The 15,464-nt window shown below is 61.8% G+C and carries 11 protein-coding genes and 1 pseudogene; 6 read left to right on the top strand and 6 right to left on the bottom strand.

The window, feature by feature from the left end; all coding sequences use genetic code 11:
- Positions 1-351 (bottom strand): mercuric ion transporter MerT, encoded by a 351-nt coding sequence (gene merT, locus FOB47_RS24185; RefSeq protein ID WP_062799386.1) that lies wholly within the window; start codon positions 349-351, stop codon positions 1-3.
- A 71-nt stretch (positions 352-422) separates the two neighbouring features.
- Here merT and merR point away from each other — a divergent pair, with 71 nt between their 5' ends.
- Positions 423-830 carry an Hg(II)-responsive transcriptional regulator gene (merR, locus tag FOB47_RS24190; protein WP_062799388.1) on the top strand — a complete coding sequence of 136 codons (408 nt, stop codon included), beginning with the start codon at positions 423-425 and terminating at the stop codon, positions 828-830.
- Positions 831-1,176: 346 nt separating this feature from the next.
- Here merR and FOB47_RS24195 read toward each other — a convergent pair.
- The 5 genes and pseudogenes from FOB47_RS24195 to FOB47_RS24215 form a co-directional block, all read right to left on the bottom strand.
- Positions 1,177-2,928: pseudogene (locus FOB47_RS24195) on the bottom strand (Tn3 family transposase); the annotation flags it as partial.
- A gap of 249 nt (positions 2,929-3,177) precedes the next feature.
- Positions 3,178-5,856: a vitamin K epoxide reductase family protein gene (locus tag FOB47_RS24200; protein ID WP_174782256.1), complete on the bottom strand. Its 2,679-nt coding sequence runs from the start codon at positions 5,854-5,856 to the stop codon at positions 3,178-3,180.
- A gap of 21 nt (positions 5,857-5,877) precedes the next feature.
- Entirely contained in the window at positions 5,878-6,873 is a 996-nt protein-coding gene (locus FOB47_RS24205) for an SDR family oxidoreductase (RefSeq protein WP_062799390.1), read from the bottom strand.
- Positions 6,874-8,688: a glycoside hydrolase family 15 protein gene (locus tag FOB47_RS24210; RefSeq protein ID WP_053821782.1), complete on the bottom strand. Its 1,815-nt coding sequence runs from the start codon at positions 8,686-8,688 to the stop codon at positions 6,874-6,876.
- A 197-nt stretch (positions 8,689-8,885) separates the two neighbouring features.
- Positions 8,886-9,212 carry a four-helix bundle copper-binding protein gene (locus FOB47_RS24215; protein ID WP_062799392.1) on the bottom strand — a complete coding sequence of 109 codons (327 nt, stop codon included), beginning with the start codon at positions 9,210-9,212 and terminating at the stop codon, positions 8,886-8,888.
- Between the two features lie 265 nt (positions 9,213-9,477).
- Here FOB47_RS24215 and FOB47_RS24220 point away from each other — a divergent pair, with 265 nt between their 5' ends.
- The 5 genes from FOB47_RS24220 (at position 9,478) to FOB47_RS24240 (ending at position 15,395) form a co-directional block, all read left to right on the top strand.
- Entirely contained in the window at positions 9,478-11,415 is a 1,938-nt protein-coding gene (locus FOB47_RS24220) for a copper resistance system multicopper oxidase (protein WP_053821781.1), read from the top strand.
- A complete protein-coding gene (locus FOB47_RS24225; RefSeq protein ID WP_223819835.1) occupies positions 11,412-12,404 on the top strand; it encodes a copper resistance protein B in 993 nt (330 codons plus the stop codon). Before FOB47_RS24220 ends, FOB47_RS24225 begins: the two co-directional genes overlap by 4 nt.
- A gap of 238 nt (positions 12,405-12,642) precedes the next feature.
- A complete protein-coding gene (locus FOB47_RS24230; RefSeq protein WP_116322066.1) occupies positions 12,643-13,029 on the top strand; it encodes a hypothetical protein in 387 nt (128 codons plus the stop codon).
- Between the two features lie 89 nt (positions 13,030-13,118).
- Positions 13,119-13,403, top strand: a complete 285-nt coding sequence (gene copK, locus FOB47_RS24235; RefSeq protein WP_053821780.1) for a periplasmic Cu(I)/Cu(II)-binding protein CopK — start codon at positions 13,119-13,121, stop codon at positions 13,401-13,403.
- Positions 13,404-14,321: 918 nt separating this feature from the next.
- Entirely contained in the window at positions 14,322-15,395 is a 1,074-nt protein-coding gene (locus FOB47_RS24240) for a porin (protein WP_053821779.1), read from the top strand.
- Positions 15,396-15,464 lie beyond the last annotated feature (69 nt).

Consider the following 15,464-nt stretch of genomic DNA (forward strand, 5'->3'; position numbering starts at 1 on the left):
TCAGTAGAACCATGGCATCACGTAGGGAAAGCCGAGCGCAACCAGAACCAGCAGGGCGACGACCCAGAAAATGAGCTTGTAGGTGGCGCGTACCCGCGGGATAGCGCAGGCCTCGCCCGGCTTGCAGACTTGCGCCGGGCGTAAAACGCGCCGCCAGGCGACGAACAGAGCCAGCACTGCGGTGCCGAGAAACAGCGGCCGATATGGCTCCAGCGCCGTTAAATTCCCGATCCAGGCCCCGCTGAAACCGAGCGCGATCAGGAGCAGCGGCCCCAAGCAGCAGGTGGAGGCGAGGATTGCGGCGATGCCACCGGCAAAGAGCGCACGGCGCCCGGCTTGCAGTCGTGACATGCGTTTTTCCTTTCTTAGTAGGTAGGGATAGCGTAACCTTACTTCCGTACTTATGTACGGAGTCAAGCGATATGCGGAGCGGATTGGAGAGCCTGACCATCGGCGCCTTCGCCAAGGCGGCTGGTGTCAACGTGGAAACGATCCGGTTCTACCAGCGCAAGGGGCTGCTGCCAGAGCCAGATAAGCCCGCCGGCGGGATTCGTCGCTATGGCGAAACGGATGTGGTCCGGGTGCGCTTCATGAAATCGGCGCAGCGGCTGGGATTCAGTCTGGAAGAAATCGGTGAACTGCTTCGCCTGGAGGACGGCACCCATTGCGAGGAAGCGAGCAGCCTAGCCGAGCGCAAGCTCAATGACGTGCGCGCAAAGCTGGCCGACCTGAGACGCATGGAGGCCGTGCTGTCCGAACTGGTGGGCGCCTGTCATGCCAGCCAGGGTAACGTATCCTGCCCGCTGATCGCAGCGCTGCAAGCGGGATAAGTGCGCCAAAGGACGTAGTGGACGCGGGCTACGCTGCCCCAGTTCGTTCCGGCTTCTTTTGTACGGCTTCGGCGCAGCCAGCCTCATATGCCCCGTATCGAGGGGCAAGCGACCTAGTCGAGTCAGACATCGTCGGGGGGACAAAGCGGCACCAGCGGGCGCAGCGCTTGCAAGGCGCGCTTGTGCTGTAAGATCCAGTCGTACATTCCTCTACGACGCCCTCGGCTTGGCCAACGAGGGGCGGCCCAGTGGTTGGATACGACAATGTGGCGCCGTGTAAGTGCCATGCCGGTGTTGGCCCTGCCCGAGAACGGTCGTGAAGTCGTAACGCCGGTGAATTGCGGGTTCAGGCAGCGCTAGGCCAACGCACCTCCGGAAGCGATCGCAGCGGGCGGAATTTTCCATCTTGGAGCTTTTGGCTCTGACGCCACACGTAGTCGCCGGTCAGGTTGATGTGTTCCCAGCCGAGCGGCGACAGGTACGAAAACAGGGACGGATCGATGGGCATGCCGCGCTCCACCAGCGCCTGCACGGCACGTTCAAGGTAGACCGTGTTCCACAGGACGATGGCCGCGGTGACCAGGTTCAGTCCGCTGGCACGGTAGCGCTGCTGTTCGAAGTTGCGATCGCGGATCTCGCCAAGCCGGTAGAAGAACACGGACCGTGCCAAGGCGTTGCGCGCTTCCCCCTTGTTGAGCCCCGCATGGGAGCGCCGACGCAGTTCCAGGTCCTGCAGCCAGTCCAAGGTGAATATCGTCCGCTCGATGCGGCCGAGCTCGCGGAGGGCGACCGCCAGTCCGTTCTGTCGCGGGTAGCTGCCGAGCTTGCGCAGCATCAGCGAGGCGGTGACCGTGCCCTGCCGGATCGACGTCGCGAGGCGCAGCACCTCGTCCCAGTGCGTGCGAATCAGTCTCTCTTTGTACGCGCCGCCGATCATAGGGGCCAATGCCGGATAGTCGTCAGGATTGCCGGGGATGTACAGCCTTGAGTCCGCGAGGTCGCGAATGCGCGGGGAGAACCGGAACCCGAGCAGATGCATCAGGGCGAAGACGTGGTCCGTGAAGCCGTTGGTGTCCGTGTAGTGCTCCTGGACCCGCAGGTCCGACTCGTGGTACAGCAGGCCGTCGAGCACATAGGTGGAGTCACGGACGCCGACGTTCACCAGCTTGGAGTGATACGGCGCGTACTGATCCGAGATGTGCGTGTAGATCATCCGGCCGGGCTCCGAGCCATACTTTGGGTTGACGTGGCCGGTGCTTTCGGCACGGCCGCCCGCCTTGAATCGCTGGCCATCCGACGATGAGGTGCTGCCATCGCCCCAATGGGCAGCGAACGCATGGGCGGACTGCGCGTTGACCAGATCCGCCAGGCCCTGAGCATAGGTCTCGTCCCGAATATGCCAGGCCTGCAGCCAGGAGAGCTTGGCGTAACTGGTGCCCGGGCAGGATTCCGCCATCTTCGTTAGCCCGAGGTTAATGGCGTCGGCAAGAATGGTCGTGAGCAGCAGCGTCTTGTCGGCGGCAGGCTCACTGGTCTTCAGGTGCGTGAAATGCCGGGTAAAGCCGGTCCAGCCGTCGACTTCCATCAGCAGTTCCGTAATCTTGACGCGCGGCAGCATGAGCGCGGTCTGATCGATCAGGGTCTGCGCTTCCATCGGGACGGCCGCATCGAGCGGCGAGATCTTCAGGCCCGACTGAGTGATGATCGCGTCCGGCAGCTTGTTGGCGGCGGCCAACCGGTTGGCGGTGGCCAGCTTCAGTTCAAGCAGCCCGCGCCGCTCGCTCAAGTAGCGCTCGCAATCGGTGGCGATGGGCAGGGGCAGCAAGCGGCTCTGTCTGAGTGCGACGAATTTCTCGGCGGGCAGCAGGTACTCATCGAAATCCTTGAACTGGCGCGAGCCCTGGACCCAGATGTCGCCGGAGCGCAGGCGGTTTCTGAGTTCGGACAGCGCGCACAGCTCATAGTAGCGACGATCGATGCCGTTCTTGGTGCGTACCAGTGGCTCCCAGCGCTTCTTGATGAAGGAGGTCGGCGCGTCGGCCGGGACTTTGCGCACATCGTTGACGTTCATCGTCCGGATCGTATCGATGGCAGCCAGACTGCCGCCGTGCGGCCTGATCAAATATTGCGGCGCCATCAACATTGCGTGGCGCTGGTGCCGACTCTACTAGATTAAAGCGTATCGCCCGTAGGGCGGTGAGCGCTGCGAGTTGTACTTCCAGCAAGTTTTGCGCCCGGCCGTCCTTCGCTGCTGCTGGCCGACTGCGCACAAGTCGGCGACGTTGCAAGGCGGCGTTTGCCTGAAGCGACGCAATCAGGATGTCAAGGCGGGAGAGGTTAATGATGGCTAGATGATTGTTAGGCATGATGCATGAAGGCGAGGTCCGATAACAAAGGCACGCTGGCCGACGGTCAAACTGGCGGCGACTCCGCCGCCAGTTCGCCGCATTCCGCTACCGAATGAGCCGACCCAGCTACCATAGTGCTCCCGGCTGCGCCAGCCGCGCGGCAGGCTCAATCCGATCAACGCAAGCCCTGCGACGGCCCCAAATGCCGCCGCCGCGGAATTTCCGCCGCTGAGCACCCACGGTGCGATGACCAACCAAGCGCCAAAGCCGACATTGATCCAGCGCAGTAACCTTGCTACCTCTGCGAGCGCGGCCACAGCGACAACAATTACGAGCGCACCGATCAAATGATCGCTGTCCGCTAACGGCGGAATGGTGCCAAACAACAGGCGCGTGAACATCAGCGCGATGCCAACTCCGACACACGCAACCAGTGTCCAGGGCCATTGCACACCACGCAACGCCGACGCCATCGCGTCGGACAATGCGCTATCGAAACCGGGACGCCGGTCGCGCTGGCTTCCTGGCGAGGCGCCGCCCACGAAGAAGAGGCGAAGTACCGGCTCGCCGCGCCGATGCGCTTGTCCCAGAAACTGACCCATTGCAACCAGTTCATCCAACGTATAAGGGATCATCAGCGTCATTGCGCCCGCAGCGATCAGGCACAACGTGCACCAGGTCCCGATCACGATTGGCTGGATAATGATGAAATAGATGCTCACCACGCCAAGGGGCACGACGACGATCCCAAATGCCGCCACCATCCAAGGCATGGTGCGCCAACGCTGGCGCCCACCCATCGCGCCCATCAACACCTCCAGCAGATAACTGACCGCGCCAAGGCCACCGTCCGGAATCGGCCAGGACCGGGACACGGCGGAGGTAATAATGGTTTCCGTCCCGTTTTTTTGCGCGTCAGGAGAAAAGAACGGCTCCCAAACCGCCGCCGCATGGCCGAGTTGATACGCCGTGAGCTGGCGTGCGATCAGGAACCCGAACAGGGCCAGCCCGATAATGGGCAGCCGCTGCAAATAGGTGGACGGCGAGTACGTCCACCCGACCGGCAGATCGGACTGGTCCTTCATCGACGCCATGCTCATGCCTGGCATCATGGGTACGAGGATGGCAAAGGCGATGAGGAAGCCGCCGACGATCACATCGTTGTTGTAGACGGCCGGGGACGGCGCCCAGAACACCAGTGGCGCGAACAGCAACCAGAGCCCGACACAGGCGTTGCCCCACTGCGCCCATGAAAAGCGACGCGAAAGAGACAATGTGGCGAAGCCCATGATCAGGCTGCCGCTGGCCATGTCGCTCCAGCCCAGCCACGTCATGCGCAACGCAGGGGGCGCAAGACCGCGTTCTGCGGTCACTTGCATTACCAGCGTGCCAAACTCCCGAGTATCAAAGGCGCCCAAGACAAAAGGGCTTGTGAGTAACCAGGCACCAAGCAAGATGTTGAGATAATGCGCCCATAACAGGCTGTAATGGGCGTCGCGCATATGCTGCGCGTGCTCGTGCTCGTGCTCGTGCTCGTGCTTAGCGGCGGAGCCGCTGATTTCCGGCGCGCCCTTGACGGTCACGCTGCCGTGTCGCACCACGGGGTGATGGTCGGCGATGATGGCCGTGTTTAGCCGGTTAGCGCGATACCAACTGACCGGGTCCTGCTTCAGCGCCGCGATGATGCGAGGCATCGTTTCTAGAATTCGGCGCTCAGGCCGCCAATTTAGCCTCTCGCGCGCGCTGGCGCTGTCCACTTCATAATGATCGCTTGCCAGGCATCGCAGTTCCGGGTCAGAGGCGTCACCGACATTTCGCGCATGCTGGCAGCGTGAGTAAAGGCGCGCCCCGACGCCGGCCTGCGGCCGCATCGCTTCGCCCGGGCCATCCAGTGCGTGCAAAATTGCTGCCCGCAGTTGCCTTGGTGTCACTGCCTCCTCCTCGGCAAGCACTAACGACAACTTGCAAGGCAACTGGCCGCGCGCTGCGACAGCGTGCGCGACCGCCGCTGCCGCGTCATCGACGTGCAGGAACACATGGGCGGTGTCCGGATGTGCGTCGGCCCGGGCGACAAGGCTGGACTCGTAGCTTGCCGCGATCTGCTGCACCAGGAAAGCGTTATGACCGAGATCGTCGTAGAGCGGCGCGAGCCGCAGCATCAACCGCGGTACGGCGCCGAGTTCGTGCTGGAGCAGGTGCTCCGCCCTGATCATCATCGCCCGCAATGGCGATTTGGGATCGATGGGCGAGGCTTCATTGATCGGATTGCCGGGTTGCGACGGGGCATGGACTAGCAAGGTGCCGGCCAGCACGAATTGACCCACCGCGCACCGCAGCAATTCAACAATGATGCGTTGCAGGTTGCCGACAAGGTCGAGTTCCGCCGCGATCCGCTGCACGCTGCCGTCCGCATTGGGCGCGTCTTCCATCTCGCTGACCACATAGACGACCGACGTTATAAGCTCGCCGTGACCGGCTATCACCGCATCGAATGCCTGCGCCATATCTTTTTCACGTGTCGCGTCGATGCGAAGCGCTAGCGCACTGGGGAACGCTGCGGCAAGGTCTTCGCCATCGAGCGCGACCACACGGTATTGCTGCAACAGGCGCGCCACTACGGCGCGGCCGAGCAGCGATCCTGCCCCCACTACCAAAATCGTGTCCGTGCTATGTGCCAACGCCGACTCCTTGCCGGGGTGTTATCTGACTATCATGAAGAGACCGAGCAGGCCAGCCACGGCGGCCACACCGATCGCTGCGGACACTTGCCAGCGATGCACGCAGATCCACCACTGCGCACTGGTTGACTTCGCTTGATTGTCAAAGCGGCCATGTGCTGCAAACAAGCCCACGACCGGTACAAACAGGTTATCGGGCCGATCGGGGTGGGCGGGTTCCTGGGTCTGCTGTGCCTCATAGGCCTGTCTGGCCGCCACACGATCACCCAGGCCTGGGAAAAATCGACTGGACAGAATGGTTTTGGCGGCTGGCCAGCCCACCCATACCTCGCGAGGGCCGTGCGTGGCTGCCCAGACAATGGCCTCGCCGGCGATTTCCGGCTGGAATATTGGCGGCACTGGTTGGGCACGGCGTGGCAACTTGCTGCGGCACCAATCGAATTGCGGCGTATTGAACGCCGATAAATGCACCATCGTCAGTCTCACCGACGAATGATCGTGAACGAGTTCCGAACGCAGGGAATCGGTAAAGCCACGGATCGCCGCCTTCGCCCCACAGTATGCTGACTGTAGCGGGATGGACCGATAGGCCAGCGCCGAGCCGGTCTGCACAATACAGCCATGATTGCGCGCCGACATGCGTTTCAGCGCGGCCAACGTGCCATGCACCGCGCCCAGATAGACCACTTCCGTGACGCGGCGATACTCGGCCGCCGTTGTTTCGGCGACCGGCGCAAACACGGTCGTCGAGACATTGTTCACCCAAATCGTGATCAGTCCCAGTTCGAGCTCAATGCGCGACGCTGCTGCCTCCACCTGCTGGGCATCGGCGACATCGACGGGGATGCCCAGCGCCAGGATCCCCAGGTCGCGCAATTCGCTACAGACCCGGGCCAGGCGATCCGGCTCTCTTGCCAGGATTGCGATCCAGTCCCCGCGCTGCGCAAAGGCCCGCACGGCAGCGAGCCCCACGCCTGCGGTGCCACCGGTGACGACAACAACGTTGGGCGGATGCATTCAGGCCTCCCCGCGTTGCTGCGCTTGCTGAATGTCCAGCGCAGCCTGGATCAGTGCCAGATGGGTATAGCCTTGCGGATAGTTGCCCAGCAGCGCCTTGCTATCCGGGTCGATCTCTTCCGCGAATAAGCCGAGATCGCTGGCAAACGAGCAGATGTGCCGAAAGAGTTTGATCGCCTCCTTGGCCCGGCCTTGTCGGGCCAGGACTTGTACCAGCCAGAAGCTGCAGATGGCGAGGGTCGCCTCTTCTCCTGGCACGCCATCGTGGATGCGGTACCGATAGACCAGCGAATCCTTGGTGAGATCCCGCTGAATGCGGGCCACGGTTGCTTTCACGCGCGCGTCAGTTGGGGGGAGAAAGCCGGTCAGCGGGATCAGTAGCGCGCTCGCATCCAAAGCTGGCGATCCGAAACTTTGCGTGAACGCGCCAGTCCCGTGGTGAAACCCCTGCCCCTCGATGACGCGACGCAGCGCGTCCCGTTCGAGCTTCCAGACAGCAACGTTTCCGTCGAGTTGCCCAGCCTGTGCCAGCGCAATGGCACGGTCCAACGCGACCCAGCACATCAGCTTGGATGATACGAAATGCTGGGGCACCCCGCGCGTTTCCCAGAATCCTTGGTCCGGCTCACGCCAGCGCGCCGCGGCGGCGTCGGCTAGCCGGGCGAGCACGCGCCGCATTGGGGCGGACAGTGTCATTGGCATGCCCTGTTGGCACACCCAGGCCGCGTCGAGGACATGCCCATAGACATCCAGTTGCACCTGTTCCGCCGCCGCATTGCCGATACGCACCGGACGGGACGCACGGTACCCGTCAAGATGGCGAAGCTCCTGCTCAGGCAGGTTCGGGCTGCCATCGATCCGGTACATGATCTGCAGTCGTTTGAGATCGCAAAATCGCTCGATCCAACGAAAGAAGTCCATTGCGGCCTCGTGATGGCCCAGCGCCATCAACGCGCGCAGCACCATGGCCGAGTCGCGCAGCCAACAAAACCGATAGTCCCAATTGCGGCTGCTACCGATCCACTCCGGCAGCGAGGTGGTTGGCGCCGCCACCAGTGCTCCGGTCGGGCCAAACGTCAGCAACTTGAGAACACAGGCGCTGGTGCGCACTTCTCGTTCGAAGGGACCGCGATAGGTGCATTGCTGCTGCCACTCGCCCCAATGTCGTAGGGTCTCATCAAGGACCGCCTGGGGGTCGTGCACAGGCCGGTCCGGCCCGTCTTGTTGGAAGGACGCAATCGCCCACAGCGGCGCGCCGGGCCGCACGATGGCCACGCCTTTGGCGCGGTGCGCTTCGGTCGCCAGCGGCAGCGGCGGCGAACATACCAGGCTGAGACGTTGGTGTTCGCATACAGCGGTCACGCCATGCGAACCGACTTCCCATTGGTGGGGCTTGCGCGCATAGTCAAAGCTCGGACTGAACACTAGTTCCACCCTCACCTCGCCAACGGTCGCCTCAATGCGCCGCAACAGCCGATGGCACTCGGGTGAGTCATGGTCCAGCCGACTGCGTGCGAGACGCTCGCTATGCATGAAGTCGGTCAGGCGAAGGATCCCGCCGCTGGCTTCAAACATGGTTTCCAGTACGCCCCCTGGGACCCGGTAATAGCGCGAACTGATCGCACGACCCGTCGGCCGGATTTGAAAGTAGCCTCCTCGGTTAGCATCGAGCAATCTGCAAAATACGGCGCCGGCGTCAAAGTGCGGCATACAGCACCAGTCGATGGATCCCGACGTGCTCACCAACGCCACGCTATGCGTGTTGCCAATGACGGCATAGTCGGCAATGGGCGGATACCTGGGGTTGGTGAACACTCCGTCTCCTTGACCCTCGCCACGCTGGCAACACGCGTTGCCGAGGTCGGGATCCTGGCTTACATCTGGCGCTAGCGCGGGAAAGAACTACAACGCGCTATGCCTGCCGTTACACGGCTCAAGTTCGCGGCGTGCCATGGCTTCACCACCCGAGCCGCGCGTTGCCGTCCAAGATCGAGTCGTTGGGCTACCTGGATCTACGCCATGGCGCGACAGACCTGCGCGCACTCCTGACAGGCACGTGCGCACTCTTGGCAATGCTGCGCTTCGTGCTTGGCGCACTCCGTCCCACACTCTTCACAGACCTTCGCGCACAGCGCGCATATCGCGCGCGCGTACTGGCTGTCGCGCGCCATCATCGCCGCGGCATAGGCACATGTTTCGGCACAGTCCAGGTCGAGTGCGATGCAGCGTTTCATGGCCTCAACCTCTGGCTCACGCAGACAAGACGCAGCACAGTGATGACAGGCGACTGTGCAGGCGTGACAGGCTTCAATACAAGATAGATAGTTTTCATGTGGCATGGCAAAGCTCCTAAAGAAATTCGACCAGCGTTGCGAGACGCCGCCAAATTGAGAGCAATTCGCGCGCCACAGGAAGCAGACGACAGCATGGGAGCGACTGCCTTACAGGAGCATTACGCGACGATGACGAAACCGGTGACAGCACATGTTTTGGCCAGGCTGATGACGCTAAAGGAGCTTTTGCTTCGACGTGGCGCGCACTATGCTAAGTGGACGTTTCACCATTGCGCGAGGAGACAACGTGTTCGAACGCCCTAGCGATGCCATGCTTCGCCCCGTCTCACTGAGCCGCCGCCGACTGCTGGGAAGTCTGATCGCCGGAGGCGGCTTGGCGAGCCTGGGCGCGTATCCACGCGCCGTTTGGGCCTTGAAGAGCCAAGGCTATCCGGTCGTGCTGACAGGGACCACGTTTGACCTGGCCATTGGCGCGACGCCCATGTCGTTTACCGGCCGTATCCGGCCTACCACCAGTGTGAACGGCTCCATCCCCGCGCCGATTCTGCATTGGAAGCAAGGCACCGAGGTCACGCTGCGCGTGACCAACTTGCTCGATACCCAAACATCGATTCACTGGCACGGCATCTTGCTGCCGTTTCAGATGGACGGCGTGCCCGGTATCTCCTTTCCCGGCATCGGGCCGGGCGAGACGTTCGTGTATCGCTTTCAAGTGCGGCAAGCCGGCACCTATTGGTACCACGCGCATACCCGTTTTCAGGAGCAGACCGGCTTGTACGGACCGCTGGTCATCGAGCCAATGCATCCAGACCCGATCAAGGTCGATCGCGACTATGTCGTGATGCTCAGCGAATGGACGGATGAAAACCCGGAAATGGTGTTCGCGAAGCTCAAGAAGATGAGCGACGTCTATAACTTTCAGATGCCGACGGTGGGCGACTTTGCCCGAGATGTGTCCGAAATGGGGCTGTCCGAGGCCTTGGCTAAGCGCGCGATGTGGAACCAGATGCGAATGAATCCGACCGATTTGGCCGATGTTTCGGGAGCCACTTTTACCTACCTGATCAACGGCACGCCCGCAGATAAAAATTGGACAGCGATCGCTAAAGCCGGGGAGCGCGTGCGGTTGCGCTTTATCAACGGCTCGGCGACCAGCAACTTTGACGTCCGAATTCCCGGCGTGAAGATGACGGTGGTATCGGCTGATGGGCAGGATGTCGAACCGGTACCGGTGGATGAAATCCGCATTGCCGTCGCCGAGACTTACGACGTAGTGGTGCAGATGCCGGACGATAAGGCGCACACCATCTTTGCTCAGTCGATCGATCGCAGCGGCTACGCCAGGGCGACACTTGCACCGGAAGTCGGGATGGAAGCCGACGTGCCCAAGCTCGATCCGAAGACCTGGCTCACCATGGCCGATATGGGCATGGGCGACATGGCGGACATGGATATGGGCAGCATGGAAATGGGGGCCATGAAGATGGATCAGAAACCATCCATGGCCATGGATCGCATGGGGATGGAGTCCATGGGTGGCGCACCCACGATGCAACCAATGACGCCGGAGGCGGGCATGGGCGCCATGGGGGGCATGGGGGGGCATGACATGTCGACCATGTCCGGGCCAGCGAAGGACGCCCATGCCGGAATGGCCGGCATGGACCACGGCAAGTCCGACGCGAAGCCGGGGATGCAGAAAACCGGTGGCGAGATGGGGCATGACATGGGCAAGATGGGCAATATGCCTGGCATGGGGCCACAGGTCGACATGCGCTCGATGAACCCTTCCCGCTCGCTGTCGGATCCGGGGCCAAGACTGCGCAACAACGGCAGGCGAGTGTTGACCTACGCGGACCTTAAAACGCTCGGCCCGGTGATCGACAAGCGCCCGCCCAGCCGGGAGTTGGAACTGCACTTGACCGGCAATATGCGCCGTTTCATCTGGGGCCTCGACGGCAAGAAGTTTTCCCAAGCCGAACCGATCCGGCTCTACTACGGGGAGCGCCTGCGCATCACGCTGATCAACGACACCATGATGAACCACCCGATGCACCTGCACGGGATGTTCAGCGAGCTGGAAAATCACGAAGGCCAGGCGCTGGTCAGAAAGCACACGATCAACGTCCAGCCGTCCAAACAAGTCAGCTTCCTGGTGACGGCCGATGCGCCGGGACAATGGGCCTTTCATTGTCACTTGCTTTACCACATGGAAGCCGGCATGTTCCGCAAGGTCGTGGTCGCATGAGCGGGTTGAACCTCGCCAACGCCAGGGAGATTGACGTGCCCAACCACCGTCTCATCCTTCTCGCAAGCCTGGCTCTCTTGGCCAGCGTGCAGTGCCACAGCGTGGCGGCGCAGACGATGGCGCCGATGCCAAGTATGACACACGATACGCCGATGCCAGGCATGGCGCACGATGCCCCGATGCCACCAAAGACCGCAGCTCCAGCCGGGAAGCCAGCGCCAAGCCATCCCGCAGTCAGTCCGACAGAATCTGCCTCAGTGCCCGGCGGCGCGAATGCGATCATCCAGGTGAATGAGGCCCCGGTGCCGATGGCAGATCCGAACCGAGGCATTCCCATGCCTGGGGATACGATGGCCGATAACGATATCTACTATCAGGTGCTATTCGATCGCCTCGAGTACGTCAAGGCACCCGGCGGCTCTGGACTGGCCTGGGACATGCTCGCCTGGGTAGGACGGGATCTGAACCGGTTATGGGTCAAGTCGGAAGGCACGCGTCTGTATGGCAACACAGAGGATGCCAGAGCTGAGGCACTGTGGGGACACGCCTTTGCGCCGTTCTGGGATTGGCAACTGGGCGTGCGCCAGGATTTCGGCAATGGGCCGCCGCGGACCTGGGGCGCCTTTGGCGTGCAAGGCCTGGCGCCTTATTGGTTTGATATCGAAGCCACGGCTTATCTGGGGTCGTCGGGACGCGCTGCCGCCCGAGTGCGGGCTACCTACGATATTCGCTTCACCCAACGTCTGCTGTTGACGCCGGAGTTCGAGGCGAACGCCTATAGCAAGGCAGATGAGGCGCGAGGCATTGGCAGCGGCGTGTCCGAGTTCAAGCTTGGCTTGCGACTGCGATACGAGATCCGTCGCCAGTTCGCCCCCTACCTAGGCGTGGTGTGGGGCAAGAAGCTGGGCAATACCGCGGATTTTGCGCGTGCTGCCGGAGAGCGGACCACCGACAAGCAAATCGTTGCCGGCGTGCGAATCTGGTTCTGAACCCATTTGAGACGCCGGCCAGGTTCAAGCCCGCTGCTGGTTAACCGCCAACTTACTGTGCGATTACATTTCGTATCACGCCTGCGAAGGCCGCGCGCGGGAAAATAGAATGGTCATTATGACGCACGTGCAAGCAGCCATAGGGGGGCCCCGTTTGATGGGGCATTAGTCTGCGTCCTCTCCGCGTGCCATGCTGGCGCGCGTGGCACACGTCGCCGGCCAACTCAGGAAAGGACCCATGAAAGTCGGAAAGCTGCTGGTCCTGCTCGGTGGCGCGGCAATGGGCATCGCGCCCGGTGCGATTGGCGCCATTCAAATCGGCTGGGAGCCCAGGCAAGAGCTCAGCAGTAACTGGTGGCTGCAGTGCGGTGGCGTGCCGGCTCCTGCCGCGCCCGCGATGTGGCCTGCCGTGGACCATGAATGGGAAAGCAGGTCGCTGGACTGTACAGCGCAGCGGGACAAGGAAACCCCGCAGTATGCGCTTGCCGTGAACCCCCGGCACCGCTTATTCAAGCACGGCAACGGCGCCGCGGCGCCATCGAATACTGCCAAATCTAAGCCGTCGCGAGAGGCGAAGCGACAAAACCGTGACTGCGGCCAGCCCCGACCGGCGCCACCGCAATAGTCTAGACGTTCCCCCTTTTTCGGTACGCGCTTTCCGCGTGTGCCAACGCAGTCTCAACCTGTGCCACCGAGCCAAAGGAGATCTCGAAGATGAAAAGCAAACTTGTCGTTGCAAGCCTGATTGCCGCGGTATCGCTTACTGCCGCCGCGACCGATTTGAGCACGGTCGTGAAAACCTATGAGCTCAAAGACGGATCAAAAGTCCACGTTTTCAAAGACGGCAAGATGGGCATGGAGAACAAGTACGGCAAGTCCGTCAGCATGCCAGAAGGCAAGGTCATGGAGACCAAAGACGGTAGCAAGATCCTGATGAAGGGCAATGAGGTGTTCCGTCTGGACGACGCCCTCATCAAAGGTCACCGCGAAGGCGGCTAAGCGGGCGACCTGACACGGGCTCTGAGCAAGCGGGCGCCGTGCAGTGCCCTTGCTCGGAGCCCGTCCGGGCCGCTTGCCATGCTCAGCGTCACCCACGCGGCCCGAGCGATGAGCGAGCGCTGCATTATTTCTCAGCGTACACGGACACGCTAAGCGACCGAGAGGCCTGCAGTGTCAGGGCATGGCGACCATGAGCAGGGATGCGCAGCGATACCGGGCGCGTTCCGGGCATCGCGTGTCCGGCGTCATCCTGGGAAATCACTACGGTGACCTCGGCTGGCTCGTTGCGGGGATTGTCCAAAACCAGCACACACCCCTCCCCCGCACCAAGTGTTCGGCGCCAGGTCGCGTTGACCCGCGCCCCGACGTCGATCAGCCACTCCGTAGGGCGCGGCTCGGCCAGGCCACCGGGCACGAAAGCGGCAGGACCCCGATCAAGATCCAAAATGGGGGCGTGCGCCAACGCAGAAGCGCTAAGACTAACAAGCAACGCCGATAAGCCGGTTCGGATCAGATTCAATCGAAGTCTCCCTAAAAAAGAACTGGACGCAGGCTGTCTTCGTGGGATCTGACGGCCAGCATCATGACGCGGCATGCCACCTGGCACCTGGAAAGAACGGGGCGCTCCTGTTGACCCAAGGCGGCAACGCGATTGATTCTAGGGCGGCCGGTCTGTCACAGAGATTACGAGAACATGACAAGACATCATCCCGCCATCGCGCACTCTCCTGTCGTCTACTTCCCATTAGCCCAGCGCGAGCGCATGCCTGCTAACTCCGTGGGAATGGGCGACCGCTGCGCGCTGCACAAGTTGCATCCGCCCCAACAATGTAACCGGCTTGCAATGTCGCAGTAAGCTTGGTCTCACTAGACTTCAGTGCCTATCGAATACCAATAACGTGGCGAACTGGAGACGCTATGAAAAGAAGAAAGATGACCGCCGCTGGCATGCTGCTGGGGTCGCTGTCATTGGGGGCTTATGCGCAGACGAGTGTCACGCTATACGGCGTCGCCGATGTCGGCATCGAATATTTATCGAATGTGCCATCGTCGAGCGGCGGCACCAACCAGGTGCGCATGTCGGCCGGCAATATGTCGACCTCGCGTTGGGGCTTGCGGGGTACGGAAGATCTCGGCGGTGGCCTCAAAGCGGTGTTCGAACTGGAGAGCGGCTTCGCCCTTGATACCGCGCAGTCGAGTAGCGCCGGCCGGTTATTTGACCGGGGCGCACTGGTCGGGCTGTCCAGCCCATATGGTCAGCTGACCCTTGGTCGCCAGACCACGGTGCTATACGACACCGCCATTCAGTTTGATCCGATGGGTTTCGCGCCGCGATACTCGCTTTTCAAGAGCGACGATACCATTGCCGGTCGCGCGGACAATTCCGTCAAGTACAAGGGCACGTTTGGCGGCGTGACCGCCATGGCACTGTACAGCTTCGGCCGCACTGGCGGCGGCGAAGTCCCCGGCGAGCTGAAGGTGGACCGGGAGATGAGTGCGGGTCTGGTGTATTCGACTGGACCGCTTTCCCTGGGCGCCCTGTACGACGAGTACCAGGGGTCAACCGTTGCATCGCAGGGGCAAAAGGACCGGCGCGCGTTAGTGGGGATCAGCTATGGGATCGGACCAGCAAAGCTGTATGCCGGATATCGTTGGCTCAACGGAAATATCTCGAGCGCGGTAAGCGCAATGCGCTCCAACTTGTATTGGGCAGGCCTGCGTTATCAGCTGACCTCGGCGCTGTCGCTCACCGGCGCAGCGTACTATACCGATGTGCGGGGTTCCGGCGCCGATCCGCTGATGTTCGTGGCCTCGACCGATTACGCGTTTTCCAAACGCACCGACATGTACTTCAATGTCGGCTATGTCCGTAACAAAGGTGGCTCACAGTTGGGCTTGAACGGCTTTAACGCCAGCAGTGGCGCGCCGGTCAATGTCGTGCCGGGCGACAACCAGACCGGTGTCGTGCTGGGTCTACGCCATAAGTTTTAAGCAAAGCCGCCTGAATACCTGTTGATCCGGCACACAAATAGGGGACGTTCTCGAGAGGGTTAGTCAGAT

Source organism: Cupriavidus gilardii (assembly GCF_013347325.1).
Lineage (GTDB): Bacteria > Pseudomonadota > Gammaproteobacteria > Burkholderiales > Burkholderiaceae > Cupriavidus > Cupriavidus gilardii.